Below are 21,796 nucleotides of genomic sequence, written 5' to 3'. Positions count from 1 at the left end.
GCGTCCCGGACGGGTTCCCCGGCCCGCACTCCAGGAGCACAGTGATCGTCCCCGAGCCCGACAGGGCCCACATTCTCAGAGCGGTATCCGACCGCGGCCTCGACCTCGAGGACATCCGGGAGGACGCCCGCTCGTCCGCCTGGCGCGTGACGATCGTCGTGGACGGGGACGCCGGGGTCTCACTCGACGACCTGGCCGATCTGTCGAGCGACCTCGATCCCCTCGCCGAGGGATGGGGCGGGCCCGACCGACCGGTGACTCTCGAGGTGACCAGCCGCGGGGTCGACGCACCCCTCGAGCAGCCGAGGCACTGGCGTCGGGCCCGTGGGCGCCAGGTGGATCTCACCTACGTGCGGGGCGCGAAGGGCCCGGCACGCGGACGGGTCGGCGACCTCGACGAGGCCGCGGGGGTGGTCCGCGTCGTGTCCGGGGCGGGCCGGGACAAGAAGGTGGTGCCGGTGGCGTTGGACGAGGTGGCCCACGCCGTGATCCGGGTCGAGTTCCGGCCCGCCCCGCAGGACGAGCTGGACCTGCTGTCGGAGCCGGGGGAGCCCGGTCGTGGCGCGCGAGAAGGAGAAGACCGTTGAACATCGACATGGCAGCGCTCAACATGCTGTCCCTGGAGCGCGAGATCCCGCTGGACGATCTCGTGCAGACGCTGGAGAACGCGCTTCTCACCGCCTACAAGCGCACCGACGGGGCGCACCGCGTGGCCCGCATCGCGCTGGACCGCAAGGCCGGCACCGTCGCCGTGCTGGCGGCCGAGGTCGACGAGGACGGCAACCGCATCGGCGAGTACGACGTCACCCCCTCCGACTTCGGGCGGGTCGCGGCCGCGACCGCACGCCAGATCATCCTCCAGCGCCTGCGTGAGGCGGAGACCGATCGCATCTACGGCGATCTCGTCACCCGGGAGGGCGAGGTCGTCAGCGGCGTCATCCAGTCGGACTCGCGGGCCAACGCCCGGGGGATCGTGGTGGTCCACATCGGACCTGAGAACGGCGGCACCGAGGGCACGATCGCTCCCGCCGAGCAGGTGCCCGGCGAGAGCTACCGGCACGGCGACCGCATCAAGTGCCACGTGGTGGGTGTCCACAAGGGCCCGCACGGCGCCTCGGTGTCCCTGTCCCGAACGCACCCGGATCTCGTCCGCGGGCTCTTCGCACTCGAGGTCCCCGAGATCGGCGACGGTTCGGTGCGCATCGCGGCGATCGCAAGGGAGGCCGGGCACCGCACGAAGATCGCGGTCGAGTCCACCATCTCCGGTCTCAACGCCAAGGGTGCGTGCATCGGCCCCAACGGCGCACGCGTCCGTGCCGTGATGGCGGAGCTGAACGGCGAGAAGATCGACATCGTCGACTACGACGATGACCCGACCGTGTTCGTGGGGAACGCCCTGTCGCCAGCGAAGGTGATCTCGGTCACCGTCGCGGACGAGCAGGCGAGGGCGGCCCGGGTCGTCGTGCCGGACTACCAACTCTCCCTGGCGATCGGTAAGGAAGGGCAGAACGCCCGCCTGGCACACCGCCTCACCCAGTGGCGGATCGACATCCACAGCGACGCGGAGTGAGGCCCGTCGGCCACCGCGCCACGCGGTCGGGCGCGCCGTTCGTGTCGACACAGCATCTTCTGTAGACTGATCAGTTGTCACAGTGACTTCACGTTCACCCGCCCCCACGGGTCGGGCGGCGAGAGACCGAGGTGGCCGTATGTCGGGTCGTCAGGATCGGCGGACAGACGCCATCGAGGCCGGGGGTCCCATCCGGACCTGCGTCGGTTGTCGTGGCCGGGATAATGACTCCCGGCTACTGCGGGTCGTCCACGATCCGCGGACGGCGGCGCTCTCGCCCGATCCACGCCGGCGGGCGGTGGGACGAGGAGCCTGGGTGCACCGCGACGAGCGGTGCATCGCGACAGCACTCGACCGCAAGGCCTTCATCAGGTCGCTGCGGGTCGCCGGGAACGTGTCCCAGGACGCGATCTCGGAGGTGCTCGAGGCCTTACGCCCCGGGCACGACACCACCCGTCGGCCGTACGGCCCGGCGGGGGAGCACAAGAAGAGGAACGGACCAGACACGATGAGCACACCGTGAAGCTCCAGCGATGAACGTCCATCGAATGTAGACCGAGGTCGCGCGGCCAGCCCTGCCGTGAGACCTCGCAGTGAGGAGAGCAGTGGCAGGCAAGCCCCGGGTACACGAACTGGCCAAAGAGTTCGGTATCACCAGTAAAGAACTTCTGACGAAGCTCCGCGATCAGGGAGAGTTCGTCAAGTCCGCGTCGTCGACGCTGGAGGCACCGGTCGTCCGGCGCCTGCGCGAGGCGCACGCACCGGCCGGAGGTGGCGACAACGCCGCACCGGCGTCCAAGTCCGGCGGTGGGTCCGCACCCAAGCCGGGCGCACCGTCCAAGCCCGCCCCGGGCCCGCGTCCGGGTGCGACCCCGCGGTCCGCGGCGCCCGACGCGGCGCCGAAGCCGTCGGCCGCGCCCACCCCGGGCGCCAAGCCCGCGGCACCGGCCCCCAAGCCCGCCGCGGGACCGACGTCGGGCGCCAGGCCCGCCGCGGGACCCACGCCGGGTGCCAAGCCCGCCGCACCGGGTCCGAAGCCCGGCTCGCAGCGTCCCGCCCAGGGCGCGACCCCGGGCGCAGCGGCGGCGGCGTCCCGCCCGGCTCCCGGCCCCCGTCCGGCCGGCCCGAAGCCCGGGCCCAAGACGCCGCGCGTGGGTAACAACCCGTACTCCAGCGGCACCACGCCCGCCCCGCGCCCGCAGGGCGGCCCCCGCCCGGGTCCCGGGCAGGCCGGTCCGCGTCCGGGTGGCGCACGTCCGGCGCCGGGCCAGGGTGGTCCCCGTCCCCCGCAGCGCCAGGGTGCTCCGGGCCAGGGCGGCCCCCGTCCCAGCCCCGGCAACATGCCGCCTCGTCCCAACCCCGGTCAGATGCCGGGGCAGGTCGCACGGCCCGCAGCGGGCCGCGGTCGGCCCGGTGGCCCCGGCGGACGTCCCGGCGGCGGCGGCTTCCGCCCCGGCGGTGGCGGCGGTGCCCCGGCAGCGGGCGGCGGTGGCTTCCGCGGTCGGCCCGGTGGCGGCGGGCGCGGTCGCGGCGGTGCCGCGGGCGCGTTCGGTCGTCCCGGCGGTGCCCCGCGCAGGGGTCGCAAGTCGAAGCGGCAGAAGCGTCAGGAATACGATTCGATGCGGGCACCGGAGGTCGGCGGCGTCCGGCTCCCCGACGGTCGTGGGCAGGTCCTGCGGCTGGCTCAGGGCGCCTCGCTGAGCGACTTCGCGGACAAGATCGACGTCAACCCGTCGCAGCTGGTCCAGGCGCTGTTCAACCTGGGCGAGATGGTCACCGCGACGCAGTCGGTCACTCCGGAGACCCTCCAGCTCCTCGGTGAGGAGATGGGGTACAAGGTCCAGATCGTCAGCCCCGAGGACGAGGACCGCGAGCTGCTCGAGTCCTTCGACCTGTCCTTCGGCGAGGACGAGGGCGGCGAAGAGGACCTCGAGCGTCGTCCCGCGGTCGTCACCGTCATGGGTCACGTCGACCACGGCAAGACCCGGCTGCTCGACAGCATCCGGTCCGCCAAGGTCGGCGAGGGTGAGGCCGGCGGCATCACCCAGCACATCGGTGCCTACCAGGTCACCGTGCCGGTCGACGACGTCGAGCGCACGATCACCTTCATCGACACCCCGGGTCACGAGGCGTTCACCGCCATGCGTGCCCGCGGCGCCAAGTCGACCGACATCGCGATCATCGTGGTGGCGGCGGACGACGGCGTGATGCCGCAGACGGTCGAGGCGATCAACCACGCGCAGGCGGCCGACGTGCCGATCGTCGTGGCGGTCAACAAGATCGACAAGGAGGGCGCGCAGCCCGACAAGATCCGTGGCCAGATGACCGAGTACGGCCTCGTGCCGGAGGAGTACGGCGGCGACACCATGTTCGTCGACATCTCCGCCAAGCAGAACCTGAACATCGATTCGCTGCTCGAGGCCGTCGTCCTCACCGCGGACGCGGCTCTGGACCTGCGGGCCAACCCGGACATGGACGCCCAGGGCGTCGCGATCGAGGCGCACCTCGACCGCGGTCGTGGCCCCGTGGCCACCGTGCTCATCCAGCGCGGCACGCTGCGGGTCGGCGACTCGATCGTCGCCGGCGACGCATACGGTCGTGTGCGCCGCATGGTCGACGAGCACGGCCAGGACGTCGAGGAGGCGACCCCGTCGCGTCCGGTCCAGGTCATCGGTCTGACCAGCGTGTGTGGCGCCGGCGACACCCTGATGGTGGTCGACGAGGACCGCACGGCCAGGCAGATCGCCGATCGACGCAATGCGCGTAAGCGCAACGCGATGGCCGCGCGCAGCCGTCGCCGGATCAGCCTCGAGGACCTGGATTCGCACCTCAAGGAGACGAGCCAGCTCAACCTCATCATCAAGGGCGACAACTCCGGTACGGTCGAGGCCCTCGAAGAGGCCCTCATGGGTATCGAGATCGACGACGAGGTGCAGCTGCGGGTCATCGACCGCGGTGTCGGCGCCGTCACCGAGACGAACGTCAACCTGGCGGCGGCGTCCGACGCGGTGATCATCGGGTTCAACGTCCGCGCGGAGGGTAAGGCCACCGAGATGGCCAACCGTGAGGGCGTCGACATCCGGTACTACTCGATCATCTACCAGGCGATCGACGAGATCGAGAGCGCGCTCAAGGGCATGCTCAAGCCGATCTACGAGGAGAAGCAGCTCGGTCAGGCGGAGATCCGCCAGATCTTCCGCTCCTCCAAGGTGGGCAACATCGCCGGTTGTATGGTGCTCGACGGCATCATGCGGCGTAACGCCAAGGCGCGGCTCATACGCGACGGCAACGTGGTCGTGGAGGAGATGACCGTCTCCTCGCTGCGCCGCGAGAAGGACGACGTGACCGAGGTCCGCGAGGGCTTCGAGTGCGGTCTGACGGTGACGTACTCCGACATCAAGATCGGCGACGTGATCGAGACGTACGAGCTCGTCGAGAAGCCGCGCGACTGACGTCGCAGAGCACACCGTGGGGGCGGGTTCCGTATCGTACGGACCTGCCCCCGCGGTGCGCTCGTCAACACGTGACCGCCCAGCGGTCGCACCATGTCAAGGAGGATCGCCATGACCGGCAAGGGACGCGCGGGACGGCTCGGCAAGCGGATCGGTGAGATCGTCGCGACGGCCATCGAGCACGAGATCAAGGATCCGCGTCTCGAGTACGTCACCATCACCGACTCGCGCATCACCGCGGACCTGCGGGTCGCCACCCTGTACTACACGGTTCGGGGCGAGACCCTCGACGAGGAGCCGGACCTCGAGGCCGCGGAGGCGGCGTTGACCGCCGCGCGGGGGCGTCTGCGCACGATGGTCGGCCGGCAGACCGGGGTCAAGTTCACCCCGGAGCTCACGTTCGTGCTCGACTCCGTGCCCGACGCCGCGCGGCACATGGAGGAACTCCTCGCCAGGGCGCGGGCCAGCGACGAGCAGGTCCGTCGTGCGGCCGAGAACGCGCGTCCGGCCGGTGACGAGGACCCCTATCGGAAGCCGGAGGAGGACCGACCGGAGGACGACGACCGGTGACCACGGCGGTGGACGCCGCGGGGGCGGCGGACGTGTTGGGGCGGCACCGCGAGGTGACCGTGCTCTGTCACGTCCGCCCGGACGCCGACGCCCTGGGCAGCTCCTGCGGTCTGGCCCGGGCGCTGCGCGCGGTCGGCGTGACCGTCCACCATTCGTTCGACCCCGGCGTGGTCCCGGACGCGCTGCGCGCCATCCCGGGCACCGACCGGGTGATCCCGCTGTCCCGGGTGCCCGCCCACGGCGGCCTCGTGGTGACCCTGGACTGTGCGAGCCCCGACCGGGCCGGGGCCTGGGAACGGCTGGCCGAGAGCGCCTCCGAGGTGCTGGTGGTCGACCACCACGGATCGAACCCGGGTTTCGGATCGCACATGTATCTCGACCCGACCGCCGCGTCGACCGCCTCGCTCGTGTTGGAGGTGCTCGACGCCGGCGGCTACGTCGTCGACGCCGACATCGCCACCAGTCTCTACGCCGGTCTCGTCACCGACACCGGGTCCTTCCGGTGGGGCGGGTCGGACGCGCACGAGACCGCCCGCCGCCTGCTCGAGGCCGGAGCGGAGTCGGAGGAGCTCGCGTACGACCTGCTCGACGCCCGTTCCTTCACGTGGCTGCGGGTCCTGGGTGAGCTGCTCGCCACCGTCCGTCTGGACGTCGACGCCGTGGGGGGCCGGGGCGCGGTCTGGCTCGCGGTCCCGTACGAGGTGATCGCCGGGGCGGACGACGACGACGTCGAGTCGCTCGTGTCCCATCTGCGGGGCGTCCGCGAGGCACGGGTGGCGGTCCTGCTCAAGGAGTACCGGCCGGGGGAGTGGGCCGTCTCGCTGCGCTCCCGGGGTGACGCGGACCGCGAGGCGATCGACGTCTCGGTCGTGGCCGGGGCTCTGGGCGGCGGCGGACACCCGTCTGCGGCCGGCTGCACCGTCCGCGGTGACCTCGACGCCGTGAGTGCGAGGCTCCGTGAACTCCTCGGCTGACGCCGCGCCCACCGCGCCGCGGTCGGCGGCGCGGCCGGAGCCGGAGCCGGCGCCGGAGGTCGGGGTCGGGGCGATCGGCCGACGCCTGTGGTCCATCGCGCTGCCCGTTCTGCCGGTCCTGTCGGCCGAGCCCGTCTACCTGTTGGTCGACGGCATCATCGTGGGCCGACAGGGCGCGGACGCGCTCGCGGCCCTCGGGGTCGGCGCGCTCGTGCTGCTCGTGCTGGGCACCCAGATGAACTTCCTGTCCTACGGGACCACCGCCCGGTCCGCGCGGCTGCACGGCGCCGGTCGGCGCGCTGATGCGGTCGCCGAGGGCGTGCAGGCGACGTGGATCGCCCTCGGCGTCGGAGCGCTCGTGGTCGCCGCGGTATCGGCGCTGATGGGCCCGCTCACCCGCGCCCTCGCCGCCGACGCCGAGGTGGCCGCGGGCGCCGCCGAGTGGCTGCGGGTGGCCGTGTGGGGTATCCCGTGCATCCTCGTCGCCTCGGCCGGCCACGGATGGATGCGCGGCGTCCAGCGCCTGCGCACCCCGCTCGTGCTGGTGGCCGTCGGGATCGGCGTGTCGACCGTCGGGTGCGTGGTGCTGGTCCCCGGACTGGGACCCGCGCCGGAGATGGGTCTGGTCGGCAGCGCCTGGTCCAACCTGGCCGGTCAGCTGCTCATGGCGGGCGGCTTCCTCACCGCGTTGGTCCTCGAGCACACGGGTTCGCTGCGTCCCCGCCGGGCCGTCATCGTCAGCCAGCTGCGGATGGGCGTCGACCTCGTCATCCGTACCGCGTCATTCCAGATCACCTTCGCCGTCGCCACCACGGCCGCCGCCGCGGCGGGCGTCAACTCGCTCGCCGCCCATCATCTCGCGCAGCAGTTGTGGTCGCTGTACTCGCTCGTCCTGGACTCCGTGGCCATCGCCGCGCAATCGCTCGTGGGCGCCGCCCTGGGCGCCGGTCTGGCCGCGCACGGTCGGGCGTTGGCCCGGGCCGTCGTCGTGTGGTCACTCGGTCTGGGGGTCGCGCTCGCCCTGGTGACCGTGCTCTTCCGCGAGCCGATGGCCACCCTGCTGGCCGGCGACGCCGGGGTGGCGGACCGGCTGGTGGTGGCGCTGATCGGCATGGCGGTCGTCGTCCTGCCGGCCGCGGTCGTGTTCGGCCTCGACGGGGTCCTGCTCGGGGCCGGGGACGCGGCGTACCTGCGCACGAGCACGGTGATCGCCGCGTTGTGCGGGTTCCTGCCCGTTCTCCTGGCGACCCGGCACTTCGGGTGGGGCCTGACGGGGATCTGGTGGGGGATGGGGGTCTTCGTGGGGATGCGCCTCGTCGCCGTGGGGATGCGGGTGCGCGGTGACCGGTGGGTGGTCCTCGGCGCGCGCACCCCGGGGGCCGCCGGAGCCGGCGCGGAGGCCGCCGGATGACCGCGGGTACCGGCGCGGAGGCGGGACCGTCGCTGCGGGCGGTGTCCGACCTGCACGTGGGGCACCGCGGGAACGCCGACGTGGTGGACGACCTCCAGCCCGGCCACCCGGGCGACTGGCTGATCGTGGCCGGAGACGTCGCGGAGAAGACCCGCCACGTGGTGGACGCCCTGGAGCGTCTGGCGGCCCGGTTCGAGCGCGTGATCTGGGTGCCCGGCAACCACGAGTTGTGGATCGGGCGCGATGACGAGGGGATCACCTCCACCACGAAGTACGACCGGCTGGTGGAGGCGTGCCGGGCGATCGGCGTGGACACCCCCGAGGACCCCTACCCCCTGTGGACCGGCCCCGGCGGGCCGGCGTGGGTGGTGCCGATGTTCCTGTTCTACGACTACAGCTGGACCCCCGTGGCGGGGCAGGCCCGCGCGGAGGCCCTGGCCGGGGCGCGCGAACGCCGGGTGGTGGCGTCCGACGAGTTCCTCATCGACCCGGGCCCGTTCGGCGACGCCGTGGCGTGGTGCCGGGAGCGTCTCGTGGCCACCACGACCCGGCTGGCGCGCCTCGACCCCGCCCACCCGACCGTGCTGATCAACCACTGGCCGCTGCTGCGCGAGCCCACGCGCGTACTACGCCACCCCGACTTCGCGCTGTGGTGCGGGACCGAGCAGACGGCCGACTGGCACCGCCGCTACCGGGCGACCGCGTGTGTCTACGGGCACCTGCACATCCCGCGCACGACCGTGCACGACGGCGTGCGCTTCGAGGAGGTCTCGCTGGGCTACCCGCGGGAGTGGGGGGCCCGGGGGCGTCCGGAGCCGCTGACACGCCAGATCCTGCCCGCCCCGGACGCGCCGCAGGTGCGGTGGGTGCGCGGCGGCGACGGCATGCCGCGGCTCGCCCGGCCCGGGGAGAGCGCTCCGGAGCTCGAGGAGGAGCGGTGATGGCCGATTCGTTCCCCGGTGATCTGTTCCCCGACGACGTGGCGGTGGTGACCGACACGGAGCTCGGCATGGACGACGCCGCCCTGCTGGCGTCGTTGTACCCGGTGGAGGTCGAGCAGATCGGTGCGGCGGTGGAGCGGCGGCGGGTCGACTTCGCCGGGGCGCGGGCCTGTGCGCGGGCGGCCATGACGCGGCTCGGGGTGCCGCCCGGTCCGGTGCTGCGGGGCGTGCGGGGCGTACCGGTGTGGCCCACGGGCCTCGTGGGCACGCTGACGCACACCGACGGTCTGCGCGCGGCCGCGCTGGCCCGGGCCGGTCGGGTGCGATCAGTGGGGTTGGACGTCGAACGGCACGAACCGCTCGCCGACGGGGTGCTCGAGGCGGTGTCGCTGCCGGAGGAGGCGGCGTGGGTGCGCGCCGCGCGCACGGAGATGTCGTCCGTGGCGTGGGACGCGCTGCTGTTCACCGCGAAGGAGGCCACGTACAAGGCGTGGTTCCCGCTCACCCACCGGTGGCTGGGGTTCGCCGACGCGCACATCACCCTGGTCCCCGACGGGGACGACGACGAGGTGGTCCGGGGCACGCTCGTCTCGCGGATCCTCGTCGACGCGCAGACGGTGGACGGCGGCCCGGACGCGACCGAGTTCCACGGCCGCTGGGCCGTCCGGGGCGGCCACGTGGCCTCGGCGATCGTGCTGCGGCCCGCGGGTGTCGATAGCGTGGGGCCGTGACGCCGCGCAGACCCGACCCCCGTCCCGCCCCCGAACCCGGCCTGGTGGTCGTGGACAAGCCCGGGGGGATGAGCAGCCACGACGTGGTGGCGCGACTGCGCAGGTTCTTCGGCACCCGCAAGGTCGGACACGCCGGCACCCTCGACCCCATGGCCACGGGTGTGCTCGTCGTGGGCATCGAACGCGCCACCAAGATGCTCGGCATGCTCGCGCTGGAGACCAAGTCCTACGAGGCGACCATCCGCCTCGGCGAGACCACGACCACCGACGACGCCCAGGGGGAGACCACCGCGACCGTGGACGCCTCCGCGGTGACCGACACCGCGATCGACGCGGCCGTGGCCGACCTGACGGGGGAGATCGACCAGGTGCCGTCGGCGGTCAGCGCGATCAAGGTCGACGGGAGGCGGGCCTACGACAGGGTGCGGGCGGGGGAGGAGGTCGAGCTCCGGTCCCGGCGGGTCACCGTCTCCCGGTTCGACGTGCTCGAGCGGGTCCGCGCCGGGGCGGTGATCGACCTCGTCGTCGTCGTCGACTGCTCCATGGGGACCTACATCCGCGCGCTCGCCCGTGACCTCGGCGCCGCGCTCGGCGTCGGGGGCCACCTCACGGCGCTGCGCCGGACCCGGGTCGGACCGTTCGGCCTCGATGTCGCCCGCACGCTCGACGAGCTGGAGGCCGCGCCGACCCTGTCCCTCGACCTCGACGCGGCCGCCCTGGCCGCGTTCCCCCGCCGCGACATCGACGCGGACGCCGCCGAGGGGCTCCGCCACGGACGGTGGCTCGAGGCCCGGGGTGACACCGGCGTCGTCGCCGCCGTGGGCCCGGACGGTCGTGTCGCGGCGCTGGTCTCGGAGTCCGGACGCCGCGCCGCTCCGGTCGTGGTCATGCGCCCGGCGGGGCTGTGAACCCCGCGCGTAAGGTGGTCGCCGTGCAGCTGTGGCGGACGTTCGACGAGATCGTGATCCCCGACGGCGGGACCTCCGTCGCCCTCGGGGTGTTCGACGGACTCCACCGGGGGCACCGCGCCCTCGTGGACCGCGCGGTCGGAGCGGGTCGCGAACTCGGTGCCAGCCCGGTGCTGGTGACCTTCGACCCCCATCCCGTCGAGGTCGTCCGGCCGGGCACGCACCCGTCCGTCCTCACCCCCCTCGCCCGGCGCGCCGAGCTCGCGGGGGGATTCGGCGTGGACGCCGTCTTCGCGCTGCCCTTCGACCGCGAGATGGCCTCGTGGGAGCCCGACGAGTTCGTGGACCGCGTCCTCGTCTCCGGGCTCCACGCCCGCGCCGTCACCGTCGGTCGCAACTTCACGTTCGGTCGCAGTGCCGCCGGCACCCCCGAGACGATGCGTGCCCTGTGCGCGGAGCGGGGGATCGCGTGCGAGGTGGTCGACCTGCTGGAGTCCGGCGGCGAGACCGTCTCCTCGAGTCGGATCCGGCGCCTGCTGTCGGAGTCCGACGTCGCCGCCGCCGCGGAGATCCTCGGCCGCCCCCACCGCGTCTCGGGCGTCGTCGTGCACGGCGCCGGGCGAGGGGGTCGGGACCTGGGCTACCCGACCGCCAATCTCGACCTGCCCGAGCACACCGCGGTCCCCGCCGACGGCGTGTACGCGGGCTGGTTCACCGTCCTCGACGACGGCCCGGTGGACGGGTCGATCGTCCCGGGGCGCCCGTACGCGTCCGCGATCTCCGTCGGCACCAACCCGACGTTCGGGGACGCCGCGCGCAGTGTCGAGGCGTTCGTGCTGGACGAGTCCGCCGACCTGTACGGCCGGACGGCGGCCGTCGACTTCGTCGACCACGTGCGCGACATGGAGAAGTTCTCCTCCGTGGACGAGTTGCTCGTGGCGATGGACCGCGACGTCCGACGCACCCGCACCGTGCTCGGGGCCTGACCGCGCCCGAATTGGGACCGCCGCCCCCGGCTGGTAACGTAGCCGGTCGGCCCTGCTGCGGTCCGCGGCGGCGGTGGCCTCACATTTTCGCGGACTGGAACAACCAGGAGTCATCATGGCGCTGAGCACCGAAGAGAAGAAGGCCGTTCTGGCCGAGTACGGGGTCCACGAGACCGACACCGGGTCCCCCGAGGCCCAGGTCGCGCTGCTCACCCGTCGCATCCAGCAGCTTACCGAGCACCTCAAGACCCACCAGCACGACCACCACTCGCGTCGTGGCCTGCTGCTGCTGGTCGGCCGTCGTCGTCGGCTGCTCAAGTACATCGCCAAGGTCGACATCGCGCGCTACCGCTCGCTGATCGAGCGCCTCGGCCTGCGCCGCTGACACCGGCCCGCCCGGACCCGTCGACGATCCCCGCCCTCAACGTGAGGGCGGGGATCGTCCGCATCCGGGCGGCGCGGCTTCCCTCGCGTCGGGGGGCGGTGCCCGCGCGCCCCGGTGACCCGGGCGTTTATCCCTGATAGCCTCAGGTGCAGCCGGTGCGCACGTGCCGGGGTGGTCGACAGGTCCGATTGGCGGTCCTCGGTAGTGGCCGCCGGAACCCGACGCACGCGGGGTCGTTGAGAGCCGCGTGAGTGCCGTTCCGGCCGCTTCGATCGAAGGCCGAGGTCGTACCGGGACCCCCTTGACACGTGACCGGCGGCCCCGGCGGACCCGGATCCGCCGCGAGGCCCCATCGCCCCCGATACGACAGGAAACACATGTCACAGATCACGGCCGTCGAGATCGAAGACGGCGTCTTCGAATCCGTCGCGACCATCGACAACGGCGACTTCGGCCGCCGCGAGGTCCGTTTCGAGACCGGCCGGCTGGCCAAGCAGGCCGCCGGCTCGGTCGTCGCCTACCTCGACGACGACACGATGCTGCTGTCCGCAACCACCGCGGGCAAGCACCCCAAGGACCACTTCGACTTCTTCCCCCTGACGGTGGATGTCGAGGAGCGGATGTACGCCGCCGGCCGCATCCCCGGCTCGTTCTTCCGTCGTGAGGGTCGCCCCAGCACGGACGCGATCCTCACGTGCCGTCTCATCGACCGGCCGCTGCGCCCGACCTTCGCGGACGGTGTCCGCAACGAGGTCCAGGTCGTCGTGACCGTCATGAGCCTCGATCCCAAGGACCTCTACGACGTGGTGGCCATCAACGCCGCCTCCGCGTCCACCCAGCTGTCCGGGCTGCCCTTCTCGGGTCCCGTCGGCGGCGTGCGCGTCGCGCTCATCCCCACGGCCGCCGACCCGGCCGGCCAGTGGGTCGCGTTCCCGACCTCCGAGCAGCTCGAGGGGGCCGTGTTCGACATGGTCGTCGCCGGCCGCGTCGTCGGCTCGGGTGACGACGCGGACGTCGCGATCATGATGGTCGAGGCCGAGGCCACCGACAACGTCATCGAGAAGATCGCCGGCGGCGCACAGGCGCCCACCGAGGAGGTCGTCGCCCAGGGGCTCGAGGCCGCCAAGCCGTTCATCGCGGAGCTGTGCGCCGCCCAGCAGGCACTGGCCACCGCCGCGCCCGGGACGCCGCGCGAGTTCCCGCTGTTCCCGCCGTACGCGGACGACGCGTACGCCGCCGTCGCCGAGGTCGCGGAGACCAAGCTCGCCGACATCATGCGCATCGCGGACAAGCAGGACCGCGAGGTCGCGACCGACGAGCTCAAGGCGTCCGTGCTCGACGAGCTCGCCGACCGCTTCGCCGACCGCCTCGGCGAGATCGGTGCCGCGTTCAAGTCGCTGACCAAGAAGATCGTCCGCCAGCGGATCCTCACCGACCACTTCCGGATCGACGGCCGCGGCGTGCGCGACATCCGCGCGCTGTCCGCCGAGGTCGAGGTCATCCCGCGCGCCCACGGATCCGCGCTGTTCGAGCGCGGCGAGACCCAGATCATGGGCGTCACGACGCTCGACATGGTCAAGATGGCCCAGCAGATCGATTCGCTCGGGCCCGAGACCAGCAAGCGCTACATGCACCACTACAACTTCCCGCCGTACTCCACCGGTGAGACCGGCCGCGTGGGCTCGCCCAAGCGTCGCGAGATCGGCCACGGCGCGCTCGCCGAGCGTGCCCTCATGCCGGTGCTGCCCAGCGTCGAGGAGTTCCCCTACGCCATCCGCCAGGTCTCCGAGGCGCTCGGGTCCAACGGTTCCACCTCCATGGGCTCGGTGTGTGCGTCGACGCTGTCGCTGCTCAACGCCGGCGTGCCGCTCAAGGCGCCCGTCGCCGGCATCGCGATGGGCCTCGTCTCCGACGAGGTCGACGGCGAGACCCGCTACGTGGCCCTCACCGACATCCTCGGTGCCGAGGACGCGTTCGGCGACATGGACTTCAAGGTCGCCGGCACCGGGATGTTCGTCACCGCGCTGCAGCTGGACACGAAGCTCGACGGCATCCCGTCAGAGGTCCTGGCCGGTGCGCTCACGCAGGCCCGTGAGGCCCGCCTGACCATCCTGGACGTGATGGCCGAGGCGATCGACGAGCCGGACGAGCTGAGCCCGCTCGCGCCGCGCATCATCGCGATCAAGGTCCCCGTCGACAAGATCGGCGAGGTCATCGGGCCCAAGGGCAAGATGATCAACTCGATCACCGAGGAGACCGGCGCGTCCGTCTCGATCGAGGACGACGGCACCGTGTACATCGGCGCCACCGACGGCGAGTCGGCGCAGGCCGCGATCGACAAGATCAACGCCATCGCCAACCCGCAGCTGCCCAAGGTCGGCGAGCGGTTCCTCGGCACCGTGGTCAAGACCGCGCCCTTCGGCGCGTTCCTGTCGCTGCTGCCGGGCCGTGACGGCCTGGTCCACATCTCGAAGCTCGGCGGCGGCAAGCGCGTCGGCAAGGTCGAGGACGTGGTGAACGTCGGCGACAAGATGCAGGTCGAGATCGCCGACATCGACAACCGCGGCAAGATCAGCCTCGTGCCCGTGGGCGAGGACTCCGACAACGGCTCCGACGCGGACGCCGGCGGCGACGACTGATCCCGTGCCCGGCGCCCCCGGAGGGGCCCGGGCACATCCGAGGCACGCACCCCGCGCGGGGTGCGTGCCTCGTTCGTTCGAGCCGCGAGAAGCAGACCGACGATGGAGGGCCGTGAACCCAGAGATCCGCGTGGACCGGACGATCCCCGGCGTCAGAGTGGTGACCGAGGAACTCCCGTGGTGCCACACCGCCGCGGTCGGCATCTGGATAGGCGCCGGGTCGGCGGACGAGGGCCCCGACGAGCACGGCGCGGCCCACTTCCTCGAGCACGTCCTGTTCAAACGCACGACCACCGCGTCCGGGCGCGAGCTGTCCGAGCGGATCGACCTGCTCGGGGGCGACCTCAACGCCTACACCGGGCGCGAGCACACGTGCTACCACGTCCAGGTCCCCGCCGAGGGGCTGGACACCGCCGTCGACGTCCTGGTGGACGTGGTGGCCAACGGGTCCTGCGACCCGGAGGACGTCGAGGTGGAGCGCGACGTGGTGCTCGACGAACTGGCGGGTCGGGCGGACGATCCGGAGGACCTCGCGTGCGAGCTGGTGGCCACCGCGGCCCTGGGACGCGATCCGCTCGCCCGCCCGGTGATCGGCACGGAGGAGTCGGTCGAGGCGCTCGACACCGACACCCTCAGAGCGTTCCACCAGCGCATCCTCGGCTCCGGAGACGTCGTGGTGGCGGCCGCGGGACGCATCGACCACCACGCGCTCGTCGCCCGGATCGCCTGCGGACCGCTGCCCGTGGCGGTGGCGCGGAGTCTCCCCGGCGCGGATGCTCCCGCCCGGCCGGGCGGGAGCCCGCGGTCCATCGTCACGGCTCGCGGGCGGCTCGCCGTCGACCGCGCTGACCCCGGCTGGGCGACCGCTCCGGTGTTGGTCGGCGAGGACGAGGACTCCGAGCAGGCACTGCTCGCGCTGGCCCGCCGCACCCCCGCGCGGGGTCACGGCGACCGAGCGGCCGCCCAGATCGGCACCGCGGTCCTGGGCGGCGGGCTGAGCTCGCGCCTGTTCCAACGGATCCGGGAGGAGCTCGGTCTGGCCTATACGGTCTACGCCGGCATGGACCAGTTCCACCCGACCGGGCTGCTCACCGTGGTCGCCGGCTGCCCCGTCGACCGCGTCGGATCGCTGCTCGGGGAACTCGGCGACGTCGTCGACGGGATGCGCACGGCGCCGCCCTCGTCCGACGAGGTGGACCGTGCGATCGGGCACCTCACGGGCTCCATCAGGCTCGGCCTGGACGACCCCCTGTCCCGGATGACGCGGATCGGACGACACCTGCTCGACCGCGACCGGGTCGTGACGGTCGAGGACTCCGTGGCCCGGCTGCGGCGGGTCACCGCCGGTGAGGTCGCCGACTACTGGGGCGCCGAGTCCGCACCCTGGTGCCTGGCCGCCGTCGGACCCGGCATGCCGGACGACGGCGCGGCGGGATTGCTCGCGCGCGTCGGCGGATAGTCTGGGGAGGACGACGATGACCACGGAGGAGACGATGACGGTGACGAAGGTCGGGGTGCTCGGGGCACGCGGCAAGGTGGGTTCGGCGATCTGCGAGGCCGTTCGCGCGGCCGGGGACCTGGAGCTCGTCGCCGAGGTCGACCAGGGCGACCCGCTCAGCGCGCTCGTCGACGCGGGGGCCGAGGTCGTGGTCGATTTCACCCATCCCGATGTGGTCATGGGCAACCTGGAGTTCTGCGTCGCCAACGGCATCCACGCCGTGGTCGGCACGACCGGGTTCACCGACGAGCGCCTCGAGGCCCTCCGCGGTTGGCTCGCCGACAGTCCGGACACCGGGGTGTTGGTCGCACCCAACTTCGCGATCGGCGCGATCCTCATGATGAGGTTCGCCGTGCAGGCGGCGAAGTACTTCCCGTCCGCCGAGATCATCGAGCTCCATCACCCGAACAAGGCGGACGCGCCGTCCGGCACCGCGTACCGCACGGCCGCCATGATGGGCGCCGCGCGGGCCGAGGCGCGGCTCGGTCCGTCGCCGGACGCGACCTCCACCGCGCTCGACGGTGCCAGGGGAGCCGACGTCGACGGCGTCCGCGTCCACTCCGTCCGGCTGACCGGCCTGGTCGCGCACCAGGAGGTGCTCCTCGGGACGCAGGGGGAGACCCTGACGATCCGTCACGACTCGCTGGACCGGTCCTCGTTCGCCCCCGGCGTCCTGCTGGGTGTCCGCTCGATCGCCGGAGCCCCGGGGCTGACCGTGGGACTCGACGCCTTCATGGATCTGTAGGTCGCCCACAGTGGACAGAGTCGTCAAACCCCTGGTCATGGCCCTCACCGCGGCGGGCCTGGTGGTGGCCTTCCTCTACCTGCTCTACCTGGGGTGGTCGATGTTCCGCGCCTCGGAGCACCTGTCCGTCCGTGGTCTCGGGGTGGGGATCCTCCTGCTCGCCGTCGTCGGGGCGTGGGCCACCTGGGCGATCGTGCGCAACGGGCTGGAGCTGCAGAAGATCTCGGCCGCGGCCGCCGCCGAGGGCGTGGAGCTGGACCTCACCGGGCTAGACCGGCGCCCCTCCGGCCGTCTCGAGCGTGACGCGGCCGACGAGCTGTTCGACCGCGTCAGCGCCGAGTACCAGGCGGCGCCGGACGACTGGCGGTCCACCTACCGTCTCGCGCGCGCCTACGACCACGCCGGTGACCGCGTCCGGGCGCGGGAGATGATGCGCACGGCCATCTCGCTGCACGAGGCCGAATCGGCGCCGGGAGGGGACCCGCGATGAGCACCGTGTTGCTCGTCCACCACGCGCCGTCGCCGCGGCTGCGTCGCATCCTGGAGGCCCTCGAGACCGGGCTCGCCCATCCGGAGCTGGAGGGCATCGCGGTGGAGTCGGTACCCGCCCTGGCCACCACCGACGACCACGTCCTGCGAGCCGACGGCTACGTCCTGCTCACCCCGGCGAACTTCGGGTACATGTCCGGTGCGCTCAAGCACTTCTTCGACCGCACCTATTACACCTGCGAGGGCGCGGTCTCCGGCCGCCCCTACGCGTTGTGCGTGCACGGCGACAACGACACAGCGGGTGCGGTCACCTCCGTCGAACGCATCACGACCGGCTGGGGCCTACGTGCCGTGGGCCCGGCCGCACAGCTCACGGGCGAACCCACACGCGAGGACCTCGACGCCGTCGCCGAGGTCGCGGCCACGGTCGCCGCACACCTGCTCGGCTGAACCGCCGGGCGCACCACGTCACCACGAGGAGACCCATCATGTCCGAGCTCGTCCGGCGGCAGGTCCGCATGGTCGCGCACACCGAGTTCCTCCCACCCGACGAGGTCGGCTGGGAGACCGACGCGGAAGGGGGGTCCGCGCTCGCGGAGTTCGCCGGCCGGGCGTGCTACCAGAGCTGGGACAAGCCCAACCCGCGCACCGCGACCAACGCGGGGTACCTCCGTCACATCCTCGAGGTGGGGCACCTGTCGGTGTTCGAGCACGCCAGCGTGACCTTCTACATCACCGGTATCTCACGATCCTGTACCCACGAGCTGATCCGGCACCGACACTTCTCCTACAGCCAGCTCTCCCAGCGGTTCGTCCCGGAGCACGACTCGAAGGTCGTCCCGCCCCCGGCGATCGCCGACGACCCGGAATTGGTCGAGATCTTCCGCCGGGCCACCGACGCCTCACGCGACGCCTACGCGGAGATGCTCGCGAGGCTCGAGGAGAGGTTCGCGGACGTGCCCAACCCGATGTTGCGGCACAAGCAGGCCCGGCAGGCGGCCCGGTCGGTGTTGCCGAACGCCACCGAGACCCGCATCGTCGTGACCGGCAACTACCGCTCGTGGCGGCACTTCATCGGGATGCGCGCCACCGAGCACGCCGACACCGAGATCCGGGGCCTCGCGATCGACGTCCTGCGGCAGCTGCGCGAGGCCGCGCCGGCCGTGTTCTCGGACTTCGAGATCGCCACCCTCGAGGACGGATCGGAGATCGCGGTCAGCCCGTACGTGCTCGAGGGATGAGCACACCCGCCGGGTCGGAATCGGGATCCGGACCAGGCTGCGGGTACCCTGGGAGACCATGACACACGTGACCACCGGGGGGCCGACACCGGCCGGTAGTGGCCGGGCCCCCGCCGAGACAGGGCGCCCGGCGCCGTTCGGCACGGTCGTCACGGCGATGGTGACCCCGTTCGGGGCCGACGGCTACGTCGATCTCAAGGCCGTCGCACGTGTCGCGCGACATCTCGTGGACTCCGGATGCGACGGCCTCGTCGTGTCCGGGACCACGGGCGAGTCGCCCACCACCACCGACGCGGAGAAGATCGCGGTCCTCGAGACCGTCCTCGCCACTGTCGGGGACAGGGCGACGATCGTCGCGGGCGTCGGGACCTACGACACCGCGCACTCCGTGCACGCGGCCCGACAGGCCGCGGCCTCCGGGGCGCACGGACTGCTCGTCGTGACCCCGTACTACTCCAAGCCCACCCAGGCGGGCCTGGACGCCCATTTCCGCACCGTCGCCGACGCGACCGACCGGCCGGTGATGCTCTACGACATCCCCCCACGGTCGGTCGTCCCGATCCAGGCGGAGACGCTGATCGGTCTGTCCGCACACCCGAACATCGTGGCCGTCAAGGACGCGAAGGGTGACTTCCACGACGCGGTCACCGTCATGTCGCATTCCGACCTCATCTACTACTCGGGGGACGATCAACTCAACCTCCCGTGGCTCGCCGTCGGGGCGAGCGGCTTCGTCAGCGTGATCGGCCACGTGGCCGCGCCGCGTCTGGTCGAGCTACGCCGCGCGTTCCTGTCCGGAGACATCGAGACGGCCCGCCGGATCAACCTCGGACTCCTCCCGCTCTTCGACGCCCAGCGGGCGCTCGGGGGCGTGTCGATGTCCAAAGCAGCACTAGAACTTCTCGGGATCCCGGCCGGTGTGCCGCGACTCCCGCAGTTACCACCCACCGACGAGCAGCGAGGGGCCCTCGAGGCACTGCTGCTCAGAGCAGGAGTCACCAGATGACGGAAAGTTCCTCCACCGGCCGCGGACGCGGCCGTACCCGACGCGCCGCGGGCCGCCCCTCGGGCGAGCCGGCGCCCACCACCGCGGTGCAGTTCACCGAGCCGATCCCGGCCGCGGACACCCCTGCCGCCGAGTCGGCACCGACCCGATCCGGCAGGGACAAGGCTCAGCAGGACAAGAGCCAGCAGGACAAGGGCCAGCGCGGCGGCCAGCTGGGCAGGTCCGACCAGGGCAACGGCGGCCAGAACAAGGGCGGCCAGAACAAGGGCGAGCAGGACAAGGGCGGCCAGAGAAAGGCCGACCAGGGCAGGGCCCAGCAGGACTCGTCCAGGGGCGGCTCACGGGGTCGCGGTCGCGGTTCCGCCTCCGGCGGTCAGGAGGGTAGCGGCCAGAAGTCGGGCGGCCAGAAGCCCGCTGGTCAGAACGGCGGGAACCAGGACTCCGGCGGTCAGAACGGCGGACGCGGGCGCGGCGGCCGCAACCGGGGCCGCGGACGCGGCGACACGTCGACGGCCGAGTTCGGCGGGGTCAAGACCATGCAGGGCGGCGACATGACCGTGCGCATGCCCCGCCCGCCCAAGCCCCGGAAGGGCGCCCTGCGGATCGTCGCGCTCGGCGGCATCTCCGAGATCGGCCGCAACATGACGGTCTTCGAGTACGACTCGAAGTTGCTCATCGTGGACTGCGGCGTCCTGTTCCCGAGCTCGACCGAGCCCGGAGTCGACCTCATCCTCCCGGACTTCGGGCACATCGAGGACCGCCTGGACCAGGTCGAGGCGCTCGTCCTCACCCACGCCCATGAAGACCACATCGGGGCGATCCCGTTCCTGCTCAAGCTGCGCCCCGACATCCCCGTGGTGGGCTCCAAGTTCACCCTCGCGCTGGTGGCGGCCAAGTGCCAGGAGCACCGCATCAAGCCGGTGTTCCGCACGGTCGACGAGTCCAGCGTCAGTGACCTCGGCAAGTTCCAGGTCCGCTACTTCGACGTCAACCACTCGATCCCCGAGTGCCTGGGCGTGGTCATCAAGGCCGGCGACAACACGGTGATGATGTCCGGCGACATCAAGCTCGACCAGCTCCCCACCGACAAACGCCCAACCGACCTGCCCAAGATGTCGAGGTTCGGCGACGAGGGTGTCGACCTGCTGCTCCTGGACTCAACCAACGCGACCACGCCGGGCATCAGCCCCTCCGAGTGCGGAGTCCGGCCCGCCCTGCAGCGGCTCATCGCCGACGCGCGCCAGCTCGTGGTGGTCGCCTGCTTCGCCTCCAACGTCTACCGCGTCCAGTCCGTAGTCGACGCGGCCGCCGCCACCGGCCGCAAGGTCGCGCTGACCGGTCGGTCGATGCTCCGCAACATGGAGATCGCGCTCGAGATGGGGCTCCTCACGGATCCGGACAGGGTTCTGGTGGACATGGACACCGCCGCCAAGCTGCCCTCCGAGAAGGTCCTCGTGATGACCACCGGTACGCAGGGTGAGGCCATGGCCGGACTCTCGCGGATGGCCCGCCGCGAGCACCGGCAGATCAACCTGTCAGAGGGTGACACCGTGCTGTTCTCCTCGTCGATCGTCCCGGGCAACGAGGAGTCCGTCTTCGGCGTTCAGAACGGACTGTCGCAGATGGGCGTGAACGTGGTCACCAGTCGCGAGGCGGACATCCACGTGTCCGGCCACGGGTACTCCGGCGAGCTGCTGTTCATCTACAACGCCGTTCGCCCGAAGAACGCCATGCCCGTGCACGGCGAGTGGCGGCACCTGCGGGCCAACAAGGCGCTGGCGATCGCCACCGGCGTGGCCGAGGAGAACGTCGTCCTCGCCCAGAACGGCGTGGTGGTGGACCTCGTCGACGGCAAGGCCTCCGTGGTGGGCCAGGTGCCGGTCGGCAACCTGTACGTAGACGGCCTGTCCACCGGCGACATCGGGGACACCGTGCTGGCGGATCGCACGGCCCTGAGCGAGGACGGCTTCATCGTCGCCACCGTCGTGGTGGACCCGCGCACGGGACGGCCCGTGAGCAAGCCGCAGATCATCGGCAAGGGCTTCACCGACGAGCCGGGCGCGCTGGCCCCGGTGGTCGAGCTGGTGGAGAACGCGCTGTGGGATCTCGCCGGCGAGGGCGAGACGGATCCGTACCGGATCGCCCAGGCGGTCCGTCGCGCCGTCGGCCGCTGGGTGTCGGAGAAGTGGCGCCGCAAGCCCATGATCGTGCCGACCGTCATCACGTCCGCCGTAGCCGAGGTCTGAGACC

20 protein-coding genes are annotated in these 21,796 nt (G+C 72.0%); all 20 read left to right on the top strand.

Going from position 1 to position 21,796, the window contains the following annotated elements; all coding sequences use genetic code 11:
- The first annotated feature begins 41 nt into the window (after positions 1-41).
- Positions 42-587, top strand: a complete 546-nt coding sequence (locus tag VYL96_RS08820; protein WP_063973625.1) for a ribosome maturation factor RimP — start codon at positions 42-44, stop codon at positions 585-587.
- Complete coding sequence (nusA, locus tag VYL96_RS08815; protein ID WP_063973497.1) at positions 584-1,570, top strand: transcription termination factor NusA; 987 nt, start codon at positions 584-586, stop codon at positions 1,568-1,570. The genes VYL96_RS08820 and nusA overlap by 4 nt, the downstream gene beginning before the upstream one ends.
- 139 nt (positions 1,571-1,709) lie before the next feature.
- On the top strand, positions 1,710-2,093 hold the full coding sequence (locus tag VYL96_RS08810; RefSeq protein WP_082904572.1) for a YlxR family protein: 384 nt from the start codon (positions 1,710-1,712) through the stop codon (positions 2,091-2,093).
- Positions 2,094-2,175: 82 nt separating this feature from the next.
- Positions 2,176-5,022, top strand: coding sequence for a translation initiation factor IF-2 (infB, locus tag VYL96_RS08805; RefSeq protein WP_131885037.1), 2,847 nt, complete (start codon positions 2,176-2,178; stop codon positions 5,020-5,022).
- A 111-nt stretch (positions 5,023-5,133) separates the two neighbouring features.
- On the top strand, positions 5,134-5,592 hold the full coding sequence (gene rbfA, locus VYL96_RS08800) for a 30S ribosome-binding factor RbfA (protein WP_007632708.1): 459 nt from the start codon (positions 5,134-5,136) through the stop codon (positions 5,590-5,592).
- Complete coding sequence (locus VYL96_RS08795) at positions 5,589-6,566, top strand: DHH family phosphoesterase (protein WP_061227735.1); 978 nt, start codon at positions 5,589-5,591, stop codon at positions 6,564-6,566. Before rbfA ends, VYL96_RS08795 begins: the two co-directional genes overlap by 4 nt.
- Complete coding sequence (locus tag VYL96_RS08790; RefSeq protein WP_231889046.1) at positions 6,550-7,977, top strand: MATE family efflux transporter; 1,428 nt, start codon at positions 6,550-6,552, stop codon at positions 7,975-7,977. The genes VYL96_RS08795 and VYL96_RS08790 overlap by 17 nt, the downstream gene beginning before the upstream one ends.
- Positions 7,974-8,918: a metallophosphoesterase family protein gene (locus VYL96_RS08785; RefSeq protein WP_131885036.1), complete on the top strand. Its 945-nt coding sequence runs from the start codon at positions 7,974-7,976 to the stop codon at positions 8,916-8,918. Before VYL96_RS08790 ends, VYL96_RS08785 begins: the two co-directional genes overlap by 4 nt.
- Positions 8,918-9,649: a 4'-phosphopantetheinyl transferase family protein gene (locus tag VYL96_RS08780; protein WP_131885035.1), complete on the top strand. Its 732-nt coding sequence runs from the start codon at positions 8,918-8,920 to the stop codon at positions 9,647-9,649. The genes VYL96_RS08785 and VYL96_RS08780 overlap by 1 nt, the downstream gene beginning before the upstream one ends.
- On the top strand, positions 9,646-10,557 hold the full coding sequence (truB, locus tag VYL96_RS08775; RefSeq protein ID WP_131885034.1) for a tRNA pseudouridine(55) synthase TruB: 912 nt from the start codon (positions 9,646-9,648) through the stop codon (positions 10,555-10,557). Before VYL96_RS08780 ends, truB begins: the two co-directional genes overlap by 4 nt.
- 23 nt (positions 10,558-10,580) lie before the next feature.
- The gene (locus VYL96_RS08770) at positions 10,581-11,543 is read left to right on the top strand and encodes a bifunctional riboflavin kinase/FAD synthetase (RefSeq protein WP_174521505.1); all 963 of its coding nucleotides are present in this window, start codon (positions 10,581-10,583) and stop codon (positions 11,541-11,543) included.
- A 115-nt stretch (positions 11,544-11,658) separates the two neighbouring features.
- Entirely contained in the window at positions 11,659-11,928 is a 270-nt protein-coding gene (gene rpsO / locus VYL96_RS08765) for a 30S ribosomal protein S15 (protein WP_007632724.1), read from the top strand.
- Between the two features lie 377 nt (positions 11,929-12,305).
- Positions 12,306-14,567, top strand: coding sequence for a polyribonucleotide nucleotidyltransferase (locus tag VYL96_RS08760; RefSeq protein ID WP_061227731.1), 2,262 nt, complete (start codon positions 12,306-12,308; stop codon positions 14,565-14,567).
- A gap of 112 nt (positions 14,568-14,679) precedes the next feature.
- Positions 14,680-16,026 (top strand): M16 family metallopeptidase, encoded by a 1,347-nt coding sequence (locus tag VYL96_RS08755; protein ID WP_061227730.1) that lies wholly within the window; start codon positions 14,680-14,682, stop codon positions 16,024-16,026.
- 34 nt (positions 16,027-16,060) lie between these two features.
- The gene (dapB, locus tag VYL96_RS08750) at positions 16,061-16,810 is read left to right on the top strand and encodes a 4-hydroxy-tetrahydrodipicolinate reductase (RefSeq protein ID WP_061227797.1); all 750 of its coding nucleotides are present in this window, start codon (positions 16,061-16,063) and stop codon (positions 16,808-16,810) included.
- Between the two features lie 10 nt (positions 16,811-16,820).
- Positions 16,821-17,300, top strand: a complete 480-nt coding sequence (locus VYL96_RS08745) for a hypothetical protein (RefSeq protein WP_061227729.1) — start codon at positions 16,821-16,823, stop codon at positions 17,298-17,300.
- Positions 17,297-17,749 (top strand): flavodoxin family protein, encoded by a 453-nt coding sequence (locus tag VYL96_RS08740; RefSeq protein ID WP_007629933.1) that lies wholly within the window; start codon positions 17,297-17,299, stop codon positions 17,747-17,749. Before VYL96_RS08745 ends, VYL96_RS08740 begins: the two co-directional genes overlap by 4 nt.
- Before the next feature lie 38 nt (positions 17,750-17,787).
- Positions 17,788-18,540 carry an FAD-dependent thymidylate synthase gene (gene thyX, locus VYL96_RS08735; protein ID WP_007629931.1) on the top strand — a complete coding sequence of 251 codons (753 nt, stop codon included), beginning with the start codon at positions 17,788-17,790 and terminating at the stop codon, positions 18,538-18,540.
- A gap of 58 nt (positions 18,541-18,598) precedes the next feature.
- Positions 18,599-19,546, top strand: coding sequence for a 4-hydroxy-tetrahydrodipicolinate synthase (gene dapA / locus VYL96_RS08730; protein ID WP_043567479.1), 948 nt, complete (start codon positions 18,599-18,601; stop codon positions 19,544-19,546).
- On the top strand, positions 19,543-21,792 hold the full coding sequence (locus VYL96_RS08725) for a ribonuclease J (RefSeq protein ID WP_061227728.1): 2,250 nt from the start codon (positions 19,543-19,545) through the stop codon (positions 21,790-21,792). The genes dapA and VYL96_RS08725 overlap by 4 nt, the downstream gene beginning before the upstream one ends.
- Positions 21,793-21,796 lie beyond the last annotated feature (4 nt).

This window comes from Dietzia maris, assembly GCF_036287335.1.
GTDB lineage: Bacteria > Actinomycetota > Actinomycetes > Mycobacteriales > Mycobacteriaceae > Dietzia > Dietzia cinnamea.
The sequence above is the reverse complement of the archived record's forward strand: the minus strand, read 5'-3'. Positions and strand labels throughout refer to the sequence as shown.